This is a genomic window from Citrobacter sp. NCU1 (genome assembly GCF_010231475.1).
GTDB lineage: Bacteria > Pseudomonadota > Gammaproteobacteria > Enterobacterales > Enterobacteriaceae > Citrobacter_D.
This window is the reverse complement of sequence record NZ_NRDO01000025.1, coordinates 1-15,066: the sequence shown is the minus strand read 5'-3', so window position 1 is coordinate 15,066 and position 15,066 is coordinate 1. Positions and strand designations below refer to the sequence as shown.

Annotated in this window: 24 protein-coding genes; 17 read left to right on the top strand and 7 right to left on the bottom strand. The window is 43.1% G+C overall.

Annotation, left to right across the window (positions count from 1 at the left end):
* Window positions 1–149: 149 nt before the first annotated feature.
* From CJP72_RS08975 to CJP72_RS08910, 14 genes are all read left to right on the top strand, one after another.
* A complete protein-coding gene (locus CJP72_RS08975) occupies window positions 150–452 on the top strand; it encodes a type II toxin-antitoxin system HigB family toxin (RefSeq protein WP_162380524.1) in 303 nt (100 codons plus the stop codon).
* 5 nt (window positions 453–457) lie between these two features.
* Window positions 458–817 (top strand): helix-turn-helix domain-containing protein, encoded by a 360-nt coding sequence (locus tag CJP72_RS08970; protein WP_162380523.1) that lies wholly within the window; start codon window positions 458–460, stop codon window positions 815–817.
* A gap of 123 nt (window positions 818–940) precedes the next feature.
* Window positions 941–1,195, top strand: a complete 255-nt coding sequence (locus tag CJP72_RS08965; protein ID WP_162380522.1) for a hypothetical protein — start codon at window positions 941–943, stop codon at window positions 1,193–1,195.
* 16 nt (window positions 1,196–1,211) lie between these two features.
* A complete protein-coding gene (locus CJP72_RS08960; RefSeq protein ID WP_162380521.1) occupies window positions 1,212–1,508 on the top strand; it encodes a hypothetical protein in 297 nt (98 codons plus the stop codon).
* Window positions 1,495–1,776 (top strand): hypothetical protein, encoded by a 282-nt coding sequence (locus CJP72_RS08955; protein WP_162380520.1) that lies wholly within the window; start codon window positions 1,495–1,497, stop codon window positions 1,774–1,776. Before CJP72_RS08960 ends, CJP72_RS08955 begins: the two co-directional genes overlap by 14 nt.
* A 23-nt stretch (window positions 1,777–1,799) precedes the next feature.
* Entirely contained in the window at window positions 1,800–2,015 is a 216-nt protein-coding gene (locus tag CJP72_RS08950; protein ID WP_162380519.1) for a hypothetical protein, read from the top strand.
* Window positions 2,016–2,230: 215 nt separating this feature from the next.
* Entirely contained in the window at window positions 2,231–2,734 is a 504-nt protein-coding gene (locus tag CJP72_RS08945) for a hypothetical protein (protein ID WP_162380518.1), read from the top strand.
* 56 nt (window positions 2,735–2,790) lie between these two features.
* On the top strand, window positions 2,791–3,045 hold the full coding sequence (locus CJP72_RS08940) for a hypothetical protein (RefSeq protein ID WP_162380517.1): 255 nt from the start codon (window positions 2,791–2,793) through the stop codon (window positions 3,043–3,045).
* Between the two features lie 803 nt (window positions 3,046–3,848).
* Window positions 3,849–4,127: a hypothetical protein gene (locus CJP72_RS08935; RefSeq protein WP_162380516.1), complete on the top strand. Its 279-nt coding sequence runs from the start codon at window positions 3,849–3,851 to the stop codon at window positions 4,125–4,127.
* 51 nt (window positions 4,128–4,178) lie between these two features.
* Window positions 4,179–4,574: a hypothetical protein gene (locus CJP72_RS08930; protein WP_162380515.1), complete on the top strand. Its 396-nt coding sequence runs from the start codon at window positions 4,179–4,181 to the stop codon at window positions 4,572–4,574.
* 537 nt (window positions 4,575–5,111) lie between these two features.
* A complete protein-coding gene (locus CJP72_RS08925; protein WP_193568662.1) occupies window positions 5,112–5,333 on the top strand; it encodes a hypothetical protein in 222 nt (73 codons plus the stop codon).
* A 501-nt stretch (window positions 5,334–5,834) separates the two neighbouring features.
* Window positions 5,835–6,650 carry a tyrosine-type recombinase/integrase gene (locus CJP72_RS08920; RefSeq protein ID WP_162380514.1) on the top strand — a complete coding sequence of 272 codons (816 nt, stop codon included), beginning with the start codon at window positions 5,835–5,837 and terminating at the stop codon, window positions 6,648–6,650.
* A 274-nt stretch (window positions 6,651–6,924) separates the two neighbouring features.
* Window positions 6,925–7,593 (top strand): nucleotide-binding protein, encoded by a 669-nt coding sequence (locus CJP72_RS08915; RefSeq protein ID WP_162380513.1) that lies wholly within the window; start codon window positions 6,925–6,927, stop codon window positions 7,591–7,593.
* A gap of 86 nt (window positions 7,594–7,679) precedes the next feature.
* Complete coding sequence (locus tag CJP72_RS08910; RefSeq protein ID WP_193568661.1) at window positions 7,680–7,991, top strand: stability/ partitioning determinant; 312 nt, start codon at window positions 7,680–7,682, stop codon at window positions 7,989–7,991.
* Window positions 7,992–8,035: 44 nt separating this feature from the next.
* Here the strand turns inward: CJP72_RS08910 and CJP72_RS08905 are convergent, their stop codons facing one another.
* Together CJP72_RS08905 and CJP72_RS08900 are read right to left on the bottom strand one after the other, a co-directional pair.
* Window positions 8,036–10,966 carry an LPD7 domain-containing protein gene (locus CJP72_RS08905; RefSeq protein WP_162380512.1) on the bottom strand — a complete coding sequence of 977 codons (2,931 nt, stop codon included), beginning with the start codon at window positions 10,964–10,966 and terminating at the stop codon, window positions 8,036–8,038.
* Window positions 10,963–11,298, bottom strand: coding sequence for a DUF6290 family protein (locus tag CJP72_RS08900; protein WP_162380511.1), 336 nt, complete (start codon window positions 11,296–11,298; stop codon window positions 10,963–10,965). Before CJP72_RS08900 ends, CJP72_RS08905 begins: the two co-directional genes overlap by 4 nt.
* Before the next feature lie 288 nt (window positions 11,299–11,586).
* On the opposite strand from CJP72_RS08900, the gene CJP72_RS08895 reads away from it, so the two are divergent.
* The 3 genes from CJP72_RS08895 to CJP72_RS08885 are packed head-to-tail and all read left to right on the top strand — an operon-like array spanning window position 11,587 to window position 13,413.
* The gene (locus tag CJP72_RS08895; protein WP_162380510.1) at window positions 11,587–12,072 is read left to right on the top strand and encodes a hypothetical protein; all 486 of its coding nucleotides are present in this window, start codon (window positions 11,587–11,589) and stop codon (window positions 12,070–12,072) included.
* Window positions 12,073–12,081: 9 nt separating this feature from the next.
* Window positions 12,082–12,780, top strand: a complete 699-nt coding sequence (gene stbB / locus CJP72_RS08890) for a StbB family protein (RefSeq protein WP_162380509.1) — start codon at window positions 12,082–12,084, stop codon at window positions 12,778–12,780.
* Window positions 12,781–12,825: 45 nt separating this feature from the next.
* Window positions 12,826–13,413 (top strand): hypothetical protein, encoded by a 588-nt coding sequence (locus CJP72_RS08885; protein ID WP_162380508.1) that lies wholly within the window; start codon window positions 12,826–12,828, stop codon window positions 13,411–13,413.
* A gap of 63 nt (window positions 13,414–13,476) precedes the next feature.
* Here CJP72_RS08885 and CJP72_RS08880 read toward each other — a convergent pair whose 3' ends face one another.
* The 5 genes from CJP72_RS08880 to CJP72_RS08865 all read right to left on the bottom strand — a co-directional run.
* Window positions 13,477–13,695, bottom strand: coding sequence for a hypothetical protein (locus tag CJP72_RS08880; RefSeq protein ID WP_162380507.1), 219 nt, complete (start codon window positions 13,693–13,695; stop codon window positions 13,477–13,479).
* A gap of 29 nt (window positions 13,696–13,724) precedes the next feature.
* Window positions 13,725–13,856 carry a hypothetical protein gene (locus tag CJP72_RS25835; RefSeq protein ID WP_255498261.1) on the bottom strand — a complete coding sequence of 44 codons (132 nt, stop codon included), beginning with the start codon at window positions 13,854–13,856 and terminating at the stop codon, window positions 13,725–13,727.
* 73 nt (window positions 13,857–13,929) lie between these two features.
* On the bottom strand, window positions 13,930–14,262 hold the full coding sequence (locus CJP72_RS08875) for a hypothetical protein (RefSeq protein WP_162380525.1): 333 nt from the start codon (window positions 14,260–14,262) through the stop codon (window positions 13,930–13,932).
* Window positions 14,263–14,389: 127 nt separating this feature from the next.
* Window positions 14,390–14,590, bottom strand: coding sequence for a hypothetical protein (locus CJP72_RS08870; RefSeq protein WP_162380506.1), 201 nt, complete (start codon window positions 14,588–14,590; stop codon window positions 14,390–14,392).
* Window positions 14,591–14,638: 48 nt separating this feature from the next.
* Window positions 14,639–15,066, bottom strand: a 428-nt coding sequence (locus CJP72_RS08865; RefSeq protein WP_162380505.1) for an LPD25 domain-containing protein, incomplete at its 5' end; no start/stop codon positions are given.

The following is a 15,066-nucleotide window of genomic DNA, read 5'->3' as shown; positions in this document are numbered from 1 at the left end:
GAAGCCACTGGAGCACCTCAAAAACACCATCATACACTAAATCAGTAAGTTGGCAGCATCACCTACAGCGCTTTCTGTCCAAACTATAAAGTCCCATTGTGGGATGAAAAAATCTTGCCTCAGTCCCGAAATGGGACTATTATAACTGCATGAAGATAATCGCTATCAAGACACTGAGGGATTTCTGGACGGCGAATCCTGATGCAGAACAGCCGCTAAAAGCCTGGGTGGATGAAGCCAGCAAAGCTGAGTGGAAATCTCCGGCAGAAATTAAAGAACAATACCGCAGCGCCAGTATTCTTAAAAACAGGCGGGTGGTGTTCAATATCAAGGGAAATGACTATCGGTTAATTGTTGCCATTGCATACCAGCGCGGGTGGATGTTTATTAAATTCATCGGTACGCATAAAGAGTATGACAGAATAGATGCTGAGACAGTCAGCCTGGAGTAAACCATATGCAGATTAAACCTATTAAAACCGAACAGGACTATGAAGCGGCATTACGTGCCGTAGAGCCTATGTTTGATAATGAACCTCCCGCCGATACACCGGAGGGGGATTTTTTTGAAATCATGTGCGTACTGATTAATGAGTACGAAAAGAAACACTATCCAATTGAAGCCCCTGATCCTGTTGAAGCCATCAAATTCAGAATGGAGCAGCAGGGTTTAACGGTGAAAGATCTGGAACCAGCAATTGGCAAATCTAACCGTGTTTATGAAGTGCTTAATCGAAAACGTAATCTGACGCTGCCAATGATTAGAAAATTACATGCAATGTTCGGCATTCCGTTAAAAAGCCTTGTTGGTGGTTGATCATGGATAATCTGTTAAGCGAAGGTCAGGGCAAGCTTCTGGCGATTATTATGATTCTTGGCGGCGTGGCTGTCTTTCTTTCAGTCTGTTTGGGTTTGCTAATGTTATTCAAAGGGTAATGATATGGCGGGTTGGTGGATGCCAAAGGGACAATTGAAAATTCTTCGGGAAATGAGCGCTGGGGTAACTCTTTGGCGTGACAGCAAAGGGCGTTTTTTCATCGGTACAGATAAAATAAATTGTACTGTCTCAGCAAAAGCTTTATTTAATAAGTCATACATCATGCCTGATCATCGGGTCGTGAATGGTCTGGACACTATGAGAATTACCCCGACAGGTAAAAATGAAATGGGGTATAATCGTCACCAGGTACTTTAAAAGTGGAGGTGTGCTAATGAATTATGAAGAAATAACAAAAATCACCGCAGAACGTATAAATGATTATATGAACGAAGCCATAAAGACAGATTCTAGAGGCGTTGCGGAAATGTTTCATAATGCTGCATGGGGGGCGCGTTCACTGTGGTTTGAACTCGCCTCACAACTAGAGATTGAATTAATCAAAAAAAATAAGTATCAGAGTTATGAGTTAAGCCGGGAAATTGAAAGGCAGAAAGAAGAGTTTATGAAAGTTTTAGATCGCGAGCGCATTCCATTACTGAGAGAAGGGCAAGAAAATGAAACGATTTAATATCGGAACTCCGTCTGAAACCAAAATTGAGGCAGCGCCACAATCAATAACACCAGATATGATTAAGTCAGTTTTTCGCGCTAATGCTTCCGTCATGTACATTGGTGACATATATAAAGGCAACCCGGCATTCAAGGACTGGAGTCAGCGGCTTACGTTAGGAGAGAAATTGCCGCGTGGCAATTTTTTCGAAAAGAGGAAAGAATACGCGCTTTGCTTAATACGCGACAAAATACGGTTAAAATCACTACTTTTCATGTTTAAGTGACAGGTGAGTGTTGGAGGTTAATCATGAATAATATGATCTGGTTTTTGTTTCATGGTATTTGTGCATTGATTTTTTCAATGCTTAGTTTAAGTAATTTAGCTGACATCGTATTACACTATAATGAATATCAAGCATATCAGATAACTAATAAGGTTGGCTTAGGTATCGGATTTAGTATTGCATGGGTTTGGGCTGTTAATCAGGCTCTTGAATCATGGCATATTTATAAATCTAGGTAATTGAATCGCGTTGCGACCTCTCCAGTATTTTTGAACAAGATTTCCCGCGCTCCGGGCGACGTGTCCGGGACACTGGCGGCATCTCTCCGGGCAGATCTCAACTGCCGGGTAGTAATTCCCTCGTCACCTGGGCATACAGGTAATTCTGTCCAGTTGTCATTGGTTAATGTTAATGCTAACGTATGCGTACATTAGCATTAACATTAGGGGGGGGGATGAAACAGGACACAGCAGGTTCGCTCCGTGAATCCCTGGTATATTTCAACCAGTATTGCCGTTACCCGCTGGAACGGCTTGAAGCGGATTATCATAACGAGATCGTGAACTACCGGGATGATACGTGGGAAGCGCCACAACGTGCCGCCCGGTTGAGTGCTGCGGTGAAGAACTATAAAACCTCACAGATGATTGAGTTCATTTTTGATATGGCGATAAACAGCAACCTCGACCTGACACCGCTGGTCGTTAAGCGTCTGTGCGCCAGCCTTTTCCAGCGCAAAGGAAGCCAGTCACTGATTGTTGAGGTATTCGGTAAAAAACAGCGTGTAGATCGCAGTGCTGACAGCAATATGGAACGCATTAATGATGTGGCTGAACGTTACCGCCAGTCTGCGGCTAAATACTGGTCTGAAACGTTATCAGACATTGCAAAAGCGAAAATAAGGTATCAGAAAGAGATCAAGACGCTGCGAAAAAAGAAAGGTGCTATCAATAGTTAATGCTAGTGTATGCGTACATTAGCATTAATATAATGTGATTTCAGAGGGATTGAGCGATGGATATAAAACAGATCACCGAAGAAGCAGAAAAGTTAATGACTGAGCACATGCAGGATGCCATAAACGCCCAGGAACAATGGGGGAAGGAAATTTATTATAACTGGGCTTTTGGCGTGTTAAATCTCTGGCGGCGGTTAGCTTCTGTGTTGATTCAGGCCGAGTCTGATAATAAGGTTCGGGATGAAAAAGTAAAATACAGAGATGACGCGCTGGAAAAATTTGAAAAACTTGTTTCGCTTGACCGCATATAGCAAAGTTAATAGATAAACGCGATTAATAAATAAGAGGAATTAATAATGGTAAAAGTCAGAAATAATGCAGCAGGGCAGAATGCTTCCCTTAAAGTGCATCTAAATCCTATTAGAATTTCTGTATGCAAAGATTCTAATCCGGCGTTTGAATTTTGGGTGGATAAATTGCAGCCGGGAGAAAAGTTACCTCGCGGGAAATATTTCAGAGCTTGCGAGTTTATTCGATAGCACAGACGATCACTCAGCATGACCTCTGAGGCCGCGCCAGCGGCCTTTTTTACGCCCCTCGTTTAATTCCCCGCACCGTTATACATTTCATCCCCATCCTTATCCCCCGTTTTTGTGGATAACATGGCTGCGCTACGTAAATTCTGGCCTGTAATCCCCCTGCTAAAATCTCAGATTTCACGTAGCGCACCGCCGTTACAGCCTCTGTCAAAAAACCTCAACAATATTTTTCGCACCGCAAACAACCTAAGCTACTGTAAAACAACAAATCACGTTCGCGCCGGTTGCGCCTCGGGCGCGTTGGCCATCAGCTGATCGCGCTGCGACCGCTCCAGTATTTTTGAACAAGATTTCCCGCGCTCCGGGCGACGTGTCCGGGACACTGGCTGCATCTCTCCGGGCAGATCTCAACTGCCGGGTAGAAATTCCCCTGGCACCTGGACATACAGCGTTTTCCGTCCAGTTCCGAGTCTTTACGCGGTTTAGTGTTATTGTAAATTTATGAAATTTAGTTCGATTAAAAGAAATCAGTGCCGATACTGTATATACATATCATTTCAAAATGGAGTTTCCTGATGTGGTTTGAATCCACCTTTTTCACGATTGTTGTATTGTTTGCCGCTATCGCCACTGGTTTTATCTTTTCAGGATGGTTTGAGCGATTCCGTATCATACCCGTTAGCCTCGTTTCGATAGGCTTAAGTATTAGTTCCGTGGTGACTATTTTATTAGGTTTGAATGACGTAGTGACAATATCTGTTATATTGTTGCAAGTAATATCACTCGTCATGATGATGGTTATTGGTGTAGCCAAATTACGGCATATAATGAAAGTTACTTTTCATACCGCATAAGCGGTCTTTTTTATGCCCTTCGACTATGGGTTAATAATGAGGAACGGTGTAATGGATAAGTTTAGTGAAGAGTTTATTAATATAGTCTTAAAACATGTTGAGACTATCCCGGAAGATAATTATAAGCAATTTACTCAACTGAGTGAACACGGTGAGTCTGTGTATCCTAATAGTGATGTTTGCCGTGGATTTGCATGTCGGGCGACAAGAAGAGAATTAATAGAACAGGCATGGTCAGTTAACGCCATTAAACCGGGCGACTATATGAATGGATTTCTTAATGATGAGACAGTCACCGTTGGTCATATAGAAATGGATGGTGAAAACGAACATATTAATTCCCCTGTCTATTTCTTTGCTGATCGTGGGATCTACGCTGCTGCTTGCGGTAACAACCGTGTTTATGATGCGTGGCTCTCATGGCCTTGTTACCCTCATGGCTGGTAATTGGCAAGGTGAGGCCGCGCCAGCGGCCTGTTTTCCGGCGTTCTCTCGCAAATTCTTGCCTCCAATCCCCCTGCCAGAATCGCAGATTTCACGTAGCGCACCGCCGTTACTGACTTCATCAAAAATACTCACCGATATTTTTCGCACCGCAAACAACCTAACTCACTGTTAAACAACAAATCGTGTTCGCGCCGGTTGCGCCTCGAGCGCGTTGGCCATCAGCTGATCGCGCTGCGACCGCTCCAGTATTTTTGAACAAGATTTCACGCGCTCCGGGCGACGTGTCCGGGCAGATCGCCGCGCACTGGTCGCCAGCGCCGCTGGCCTGTTCCCGGCTCCGGGTTAACACGCCACAAAATGTGGCATGTGCCAGAATGTGACGTGTTCGCGCTCCCTCTGTTAATTCCTCCGGCAGTTAGACATACAGCGTCTTCTGTCCAGATGGATGTGAGCCAAAATGCGACATGAGTTTCTATACAGTGGTGACTTTCAGCAAAACCGCTGTATGCTAGTAAAAACAGCTAATGGATCAATACTATGCAGATCAGAGTTGAAGTGAATGGCCTCGTTTATGACAGTGGGAATAAAGCCTGCAAGTGTATTCTGGCTGATAGTCAGGGGAAATTGTTCGCTTTCATTCAGGTACTGGACGGCTCCATTACAAAACGGTATTGGGGTGAGTACAGCCATGATTTCGCAGAGGCTTCTATCAAGGCGATCATGGAACATGGTGGTAAGTGGCCTAATCTTCCTCAGTAACAAATCAGGCCGCGCCAGCGGCCTTTTTACGCCCCTCGTTTAATTCCCCCGCCCGTTAGACATACAGCCATTTTTGTCCAGTGTCCCTCCCCTCTTATTTTAGTTACAACATACATCATTACGATCACTATATGTGGTGCTGATCTTCGGCCTCCGTGCCTGTATCCTGGGCTAACCAGTACAACGAGGCGCACCTGCCGCCCGTTACCGCCGGGTTCCCGGCACACACCGCCCGGACAAAACGGCACTATCGGAAAAAATGTCCAATTTTTATTTTGGTGATCGGATTTATTGTCCTCGGACTGCGCCGCCCGCTACGCCATAATAATGACACCGCGCCGCCTGGCTGATTAACTCCCTGCCCTGCGATCTGAGTACCGGCTCTTACCAGGGGGAAGCGAAGCCATGCGCAACTTGTTTGTGTATGGCTGAACGCCCGGACAACGGAGGGCTTGCCCGGAGGCGGCAGCGGGATTTTCTGAGGATGCGGAGATTTAAAAATTGAGTCACTTACCTGCCGGAAATTTTCAGATCTCACCCAGCGCCACCGTACCGGGCAGCATTGCCGGGTCGTGGTCGCTCGATGCCGCCAGGACAATGCGGGACTATGCCGCGCACCTCGGCGCAGATCTGCCGAAATACCTGCTCGCGCCGGAAGTCGGGTTACTGCTTTCCTATATCGATGATCTCACCGCCCGGATGTATTTTGAAACGCTGTGGAATACCGGGGCGCGACTCAATGAAGCGCTGGCGCTGACACCTGCCTGTTTTACGCTGGAGCCGTCACGCCGCCACCCGCAGGCCGTGGTGGTGCTGAAAACCCTGAAACAGCGTAACCGGGAAGCCGTCCGGGGGCGCGGGCGCCCTGCCGCTGATGCTGACACCCGGCACCCCGATCCGCGCTACCGCAAACCGCCTGAGCCGGGGATCAGGATAGTGCCGCTGCTCGATGCCGCCTACGTGCAACGGATGCGGGAATACCTCGCCACCTGGCGAAAGCGGGTCAGGCATGTTCCGGTGTGGGAAGTGAAGTCCCGGCAGACGCCGCTGAACTGGCTGAACAGCGCGGTACGCCGCGCAGAAAGTGACGGGGTAACGTTTCCGATCACGGTCACGCCGCACACCTTCCGGCACTCGTTCGCCATGCATTTACTCATGAGCGGCGTCCCGGAAAAGGTGTTACAGGGGCTGCTGGGGCATCGCTATGCCCGGAGTACCGAAGTGTATACGCGCGTGTTCTCGCTCGATGTGCTGACCGGAAACGGCCTGTCATTCAGCTACGACGCGCAGACCGCGCGGCGCTTGCTCACAAAATGATCCGCATGTTCTTCTTAGCGTGACGGAAACGTAACTAAGGCCGGGGGCGACCACTCCCCGGCCTTTAACTTCCCCCCCCCTCCGTAAATCCTTCGTACATACACAAACGTAAATACAATGGAATTACATATATGTGTGTATAGTGTATTTACATCGTATAGCAGCGGTGATATAAATACCATGTATATACAAACATACATTACATCGTATATACGCCATAACGACACTAGTGTAATTAGTGGTTATATACGATGTACATACAGTGGAGGGTGAGATGGGCAAATCTTTAGTTATCGGTTCAAACAAGGGCGGCGTAGGTAAAACAACGACCGTTGTAAATCTGGCGGTGATGCTGACGGTTCTCTACAAACTTAGAGTAATAATTCTCAAAACAGATAGAAATCCTGAGCTTATGGACTGGAATGAAAAGAGAATTGCGGCAGGTCTGACACCTATTCCTATCCATGAAGCATATGGCAGGGATGTAAACAAAGAGATCAAGCGCCTGAAAAAAATGGCAGACGTGGTGATAGCAGATTGCCCAGGCCATGACAGTGCTGAGTTCCGTAGTGCGCTTACTGTTGCAGACATTCTGATTACGCTGGTCAAACCATCTTCAAGCTTCGAAACAGGGACTTTGAGCGAAGTCACTGAAGCGGTTCGAACTGCTCAGGTGCAGGCTAATGGCAATCCTTCGCTTAAGCCCTGGGTGCTTATGACGCGCGTGAAACCAAACAAAGTAACGGACGCAATCGAACTTGAGAAGGAACTAAAGAGTAACGAAGTCTGGATTCAACCCCTTAAAACCAGATTATCCGATCTCGATGTGTATGAAGGTGCGTGCAACCTGGGCGCGGGTGTTCATGAGATTTCTCGAGCAACCAGCCTGAGCAAAGCTAAAGCACTTCTGGAATTGATGGTAAAAGAGATTGATTTAATTTAACTAAATACAGTGTACGTACATTGTAAAAATATGAATAACAGCTACAATGTACATACATCATAAATACACATTGTGGAATGAACATCATGGCTGGCTTAAAACTTAAAGTACCAACTATTCCCGTACCTGTTGCCGCTGCAACTGATAAAAATGAAAGCGAAACCAACAGTAGCGCAAACGTGGCCCGATTCATTTCTGACGGAGATCGCCGCCCTGCCTCTGGTAAAGCTTTACCTAAGAACTTCAGGTTACAGCAGGTGTTTATAGATATCATGGATGAGGGCGCTACCAGCACAGGATTGGGGCAGACAGACATTCTGAAAGCCGCACTTGCTGCATTTCAGAAAATGGATGAAAACGAAAAAAACTACTGGATTCTTGAATCTAAAAAATTATGAGTAAAATGAAAGAAAAGCCGGGAAATCCCGGCTTTTTTATTGTCTCAGTCTTGAACGTTTTCATTATCCTGGTGCATATCTTCTTTGATTGTTCTCATTAGAACGATCTCCTTATCAAGATACTCTTTGGCTTCATCCAACGTCATATCTTTGCTCGAAATTTCCTGCTCTACATCTCGCACAAAGAACTCCAGTCCTTCTGATTCCGCTTTTTGAGCATATTCACCGATGAGGGAAGAAATGGCCTGATCAATTGCACGTTCCTGAACCTGTCCTTGACGAACCTCATGGTCTTTAAGTTGACTTTGAGTGTTTTCAGGCAATGTAGCGTTATGCGCGTCAATTACATCCTGAACAAGAGAGGCCGGGTCTAACACAATGCCAGTACGTGATTCTATAATTTCAGCGTTAATCTGCGCCCTAACCTCATTCTCCTGCCCCGCTGCGGCTCCAGCGAACTCACGCCGTTTCTGATCATCAGTCATAGCCATACGGCGTTGTTCGTTATCGAACAACATCGCTTTGACATCTTCAATAGACATTTCAGAACCATTCGAAACATTTTGTTCAACGTAAACAGGTGCAGCATCATCTTGCTGAATTTGGTTTGCAACAAGATCAGCCTTATGTTGCTTCATGATTTTATTAAACTCTTCGGGTTTAATAATGATACTCATGTCTTTCTCGGCAGCGATTAATGCGCACTTCGCCTTAAACTCATCATCGCCATTAAGCTTGAGAACGCCACCAAACTTCTCTTTTGCATACTCAAGCATAAGAGCAATTTCCTCGTTACTGGCATCTTTGTTGGCGATAAGACGCACACCTTTATCAGTGAAAACAGGTTTTTCACTTTCAGGATTAAGGAAAACAAGTTTATCCTGGGATTTTTGAAGAACCAAATCTTTGAGACGGGTACGTTGCAATTCCTGTACACGTTTTTGTGCCTCAACGCGTGATTTGATTGATAGAGTGGTTTCAGCCGCCTCTACTCCGTTTTCATCATCAGTAAAATTAATTATTTCTTTAAGTTTTTGAAGCGCTTTCATAGGATCTTTATCCTCGTTCCAGATAGCATGATAATCCGTGAGAAAATCACGTCCTTTTTTATCCATTTCAGAAATAATTTCCAGACCAGTAAGCTTGTGATAAACAATCAAACCACGGGCCACTTCTCTTTCAAGACCGCGAACCTGATAAACTTGGTTACGCAAATCTTTAATTTCATTATACAAAGAACTACGGTTAAGTTTAAGGATATTTTTTAGTTCTTTTTTCGTTTCCTTAAGAGAATCAAATCTATCTCTTGCTTGTTCTTTAGTTAAAGACCTTCGGATCAATGCTTTTTCAAATGGCACGTTTGCTTGCTGTTCAGCATAGGTTTTTAACAAAATAGCTTTTGAATCATTCCAGGAAAGATTCATATGTTTTGTCAAAAAATCAGAAGCATTCATATTACGTTTACCAACCTGGAAGCGCGGCGATCCATCCTTAGCTTTCGTAATTTTGTAATCAGTGGCTATTAACTGATATTTTCGGGATAATGTGGATAGGAACCGTTCAGGGTCTATATTTTCCCTGACTTCGCGCATAGTCTCTATTTCGTTGTCCTGCGCTTTTTGGTTAAGATGCTGGTAAAACTCTTCATGCAGAACTGAAGATTCCTGAATTGACTTTATCCCTCTTGATTGTGCGGATCGTTCTCCGGCATCGTACCGTCGCATTGTTTGATCAACATGAATGCTTTCTGTCCCTGACTCTCCCAAATAACTGTGTTCATGAGCCGACAGAAGACGCTCAGATGCTTCTCTCCCGGCTCCCTCCCGTTCCCTCCCTGGCTGTCTTGAACTACCCCTAATTCCGTAAACCAAAGTGCGTTGGGGCATATATGACAAGCGGTTTGCTCTTCTGGATAAAGATGGCTTGGCAGATTGTTTAAGACTTCGCTGCTGACGATCTTTCCGTCCTTTCTCTGAAGGAAATCTTCTTTCTTGTTCATAGCTGTTAATCCTCTCTTTTAGGAATGTCTTCTTGTCTTCATCACTAAGCGATTTATATGCTGTGCGCACAATTTCGGACTTAGGGTAAATATGCTTAACTTCATGGGAAACACGCTGTTGCCAGTCATTAATTAACTGAGAAACCTGATTTTCAGTAGGTTTAACTATCTGAAGTTCACGTTTTTCAACATACTGCTGAGAAAAAAGAGGGCTTTTAAGGTTCGTGTACTTCGAATCTCCTTCAATTTTAACTGCGTAGTATTGCGTGCTCTTACCCGCATTTCTTAGTTTTACTTCGCCATAATCTTTAAGATAATGACCAAACTGAGAAAAACTGGTAATATTATCTTTTGTGATACTTTCCAGAATTTGTTTTTTAAAATCAGAATTACGTTCCCGATACAAGTCGCCTTTAGTGCGAGATAAAACATTTGCGTAGTTATTATCACTTACTCGGGTTACATCTTTCGGACTGATTAAATCGAACTTATAATTAACATGTTCCTGTATTGCATCTAGATAACGCTCAGTCATAGTAACTTTTCCTGTCGGAAGAAGCTTGTTTCCTGTTACAAGATTTGTTTCAGGTATGACAATGTGAATATGAGGCTTTCTTTCAACAAGTTCACCAGTTGCGTTATTTGTTATGTTTTTGATTTTTGGTAAATGGGCTTCAGCATAGAAACTATACTCATCTGCGTCATAAGCATTCATGAGCAAATTTTTATATTCTTCAGTTACGGCTTTTAGAGTTTCATGAGAAACATCACTTTCCTGAAATGAAAGTGTAATGTGGAGATAGCGTTCTTGACCATTGTTATCTATTGACTGAATGATTTTGTTGGTAGTGTCAAGGTTGCCATCGAGTATCAAACGATGATCGAGTTCATCACGAGTAAAATCACGCTCTGCCTTTCGTCCATTTTCAAGATACTCAGCAACACCATCATTACCACCACTGATTCGAATAATCATTTCAGTGCTCCAGAAAGTAAGTTACTGATAGAGATGAGCGTATTCATAAAACGACGATAGGTTGCATCAGTAACAGCACCTTTTTTGGCGTCGATGTTAATACGCTTCGCAAGCTGATTGATGTTATTACTCGTCTTGTTGAAGTAAAAAAGACACTTTTTGTAGTCAGAAGTAACTTTAGGCTTTGATGGCAAATCGGTAAGACGATTGAGCAAAACCAGGCGAAAAAACTCAGACTTAGAGATTTCCGTTGATTCGAGGATTTTTTTGAATGGCTCATACTCTTCCTCTGTCAGGCGCACTGAGATTACGTGTTTTCGATCTACTGCCATTTTCTTATCCTTCAAGGTTCGTAGAACCGCACCAGAACGTAGTTCGGGGTTTCAAAGGGGTATCCCCTTTGGCACAGCGATTATATCGGACATGAAATGTCCGTGTATACATCGCCGTCGTGCCTGTGTTTTACTTTGAGTGGATTCATCAAACACACAATAAACACACATTAAACACATTACCCCTTGACTAAAACACAGATTAAACACACAATACACACATACTTTATTGACTCACACACAGAACACATACACAATAGACACATGTACTCGTGTGAGGGCGTGATAGTGATAGAGCTTAAAGAATTACTTAAAACCCTTGTCAGCTTGCTAAATCAGGATGGTTTAAAGAGTAAACAAGCTGCTTTTAACCTGTGTTATGACGATTTAGCACAGGCTAAGGAAATGGCATCATGGGATGTTATCGCCCGGCATGTGAATGAAAATACCAGCGAACTGCTTACCGCGCAGATAGCTAGTAACATGTTCCAACGAGCGAAAGCCAAGAAAAAGAAGCAAACTAAAAAACGGGTTATCAGTGTAAAAGAAACGAAGCAGGTTTCAGAGAAGGTTGACAAAGATGACCATAATGAATCAGAAAACACGATTTCAGACGGTCTTTTAGAAAAGTACATGAAGGTATGTTTCAATAAAGAAATGATTGCCCGGAATGCTATAGAAAATAACATTTCGATAGACCTTATACAGCAGTGGGGTTGTGCTAACTTCGTTCAACTTAACAACGCCATTGGTAACTACATTCGCCACAAATAAGGAATTAATATGTATATTAAACTAGCAGTTGTAAATAACAGTGGTAACGTTGGTAAATCTACTATCGCTAAAGCTTTGTTAAAGCCACGTCTTGCGGATTCAGAAATCATTAAAGTTGAAACAATTAACACCGATGGTACAAACGACGAAAAGCTATCTGCAAAAGAATTTGATGAAATCATCAAGCGAATTGATGATGTTGATTGCACAATCATCGATGTTGGTTCATCCAACATCGAGCAGTTCCTTGTGCAAATGAATGAATATCAGGGAAGTCATGACCTGATTGATTACTTCATCGTTCCAGTCGTAAAAGAAACTAAACAGCAAGAAGACTCCATACAGACAATTCACAACCTGATGGCTATGGGGGTGGACAAGGAACGCTTTAAAGTGGTCTTTAACCAGGCTGATAAAGACACTCAAATTGAAAAGCAGTATTCAATTTTCCTTAGCGATAAAACGTGTAAGCAAATTGTTGGCAAAATCCCTGTTGTAGTTTATCACAATAACATTTTTAACATTCTCACTAAAATGGGTATGAAATACGACGATGTTTATAATGACGATCGCGACTTCCGCACTTTAATTCGTGCCGCAGGCACAAAAGAAGAGCGTGAAGAACTATCAAATCTTCGTACAGCAAAAATGCTGATGAATGGTTTCAATTCCGATTTGGATTTAGCTTTCGAAAATCTTAGTTTTTAAGTGATTTAGCGGGATACAGTCCCGCTAAAATCTTGAGGAGACGGTATGAGCAAAAGTATCTCTGAAGATTTTAAAGATGCAAAAATAAATCTAATGATTGAAGATCTTTTAAATCTTGAGAAAGAAATCGCGAATTATAAAGCGGCGTTGATCGAGGCAATTGGTGAAGTCCCGGCAGCATTGGAAGCAGTAGTAACGCTTAAACTCAAACAACTACTGGAAGTGGGTAAAGATCTAGAGAAAAACATCAACGACGCCAAAAATGAAATCGTTGATTTAAAAGACACTACTAAACACGAGATTACAAAACATTTTTCACTAGTTCTTGCCGATCTTAAGAGTGAAGTTAAATCACTTTCTGAAACCTATAAGAGCGAAGCGAAGAAAACTAAGCCATTATCGACAACAAAGATTGTTGGTCTTTGCCTTGTTTCTGTCCTGCTACTCACGTCCGTATGCTCTGGGGCGATTTACTATGCCCTTTCAGTACAGCATAAAACAGAACTTGATAGATATGGTTCCGGCATATTGGAGCTATCAGACCTTACAGACGAAGTGATCAAGCAACTACCAAAAGACAAAAAAGTTGATGCCGAAGCCAGATACAAAAAAATAATGGCATCTGACCGATAAGAAAAAACCACCGTAAGGTGGTTTTTTTGTCTGGGTGTTCTCAACCAAAAATTGTAATGTACATTACAATTTTTGGCGTTTTATAACCCATGCGTCAAAGGTCATTTCATCACGAGCTGCAAATGGATAACCATCACGAAAATAAACGCTGTGAAAGTCATAAGCGTCAAAGTGTGAACTTTCTGTTTCTAGCTCAAGAATACTTGCGTCTAGATCTACCTGGTGTTTGCCGTTCTCAGCCACCCATAAAAACAAATCTTCTTTTTGTTTATTCGTCAGCATAGTGTCAAGGGGGCTTCCGCCCCCTCCCTTTACAGTAAGTCTGTGCCTAAATTCTTAATCCACCAGTTAAGTTCTTCAAACTGCCACCATTCCATAGCTGGAATTGTCACCCGTTCGCCCTTTACAATCTTTTTTGCAAGTTCTATGATGTCACATGTCATTTTGAAACCCTCAGTTTTGACTTGACTGATAACAGGTGTTAGCGCACCTGTTATCACCTTTAATCCGTACTACTTATGCGTAAGATGTGAAGCTGTGTTTTTCCCCTGGTTCTGATTTATAAGCATATTCATAATCTTCAATTTTGATATTAGGCCTATCTGAATCATCTTTCACCTGCCGCTTGAGCGGTTCACCAATGAAATCATTTAAAACAGCCTTCTTAGTCCCAGACATTCCAGCAGCATCATATTCACTCGCCGCTCTCACCTCACGTACAATAACGGTCTTTTTTCCATGAGTGCTAATAACCTGATAGAAATTTACGTTCGTCTGTTCCCAACCCCACGAAGAGGAAAAAATATCGTTTACATCAACAGTACCAGTGCGAAAAGTTAATGCGGTCATTTTATATCTCCTGCCCTTAAGGGCTGTTGGATGATGAAACAGGCCGTTCCCCGTTTCAATGAAGTTATTATAACTCATTATTTAGGGAGTAAACAAACTTTATTAACAAAAAACCCGGAAATCCGGGTTAAATGTTTTTGATTTTTGGTTTTGAATTCATAATCGATACTGTCGCTGAATCCGCCCAATATTGGTAAAAGGATTCATTCTTTTTTAAGGCTTCTTCAGCCGCCTCTCTGGTTTTAAATTTATCAAGGATAACAGCACCTGCTTTTAAGCAGTGTTTTTTTCTGTACAATTCAATGGTGATTTCTTTTTTATTAAACATCGTAAACCTCTGATTGTGGGCTTCTGAGTGAAGCCCGATATTTTTTATTTATTCAGCAGACCATGTGATAGATTTTAAAAAGTTCACACAGTCCATCAATCCAATTCTTGTATAAAAATCCAATCCTTCAGGGGTTTCAGAAAACCGAATCATTTTAGTGCAGTGATCCTTAAATCCTTTTTTATCGTGCGCAGCCAGATCAAGACAGCAGGTATAGTCAATACCATTTGAAAACTTTACAGTAATTTGAGTTTTATCGTAGAACTCAGTCGTTTGTGAAGCTGCCAGCGCAGCTTTAAGCTCGAAATCCTCGAATGAATAGCTTTTCTTTTCGTAAGGGAAAACACCGGATTCAGACCAGTGAACCAGAACTTCGACAGGGGTGATCACGACTTCATTTTGCTTAGTGTTCATTTTAAATCTCCTGCCCTTAAGGGCTGTTGGATGATGAAACAGGCCGTTCCCCGTTTCAATGA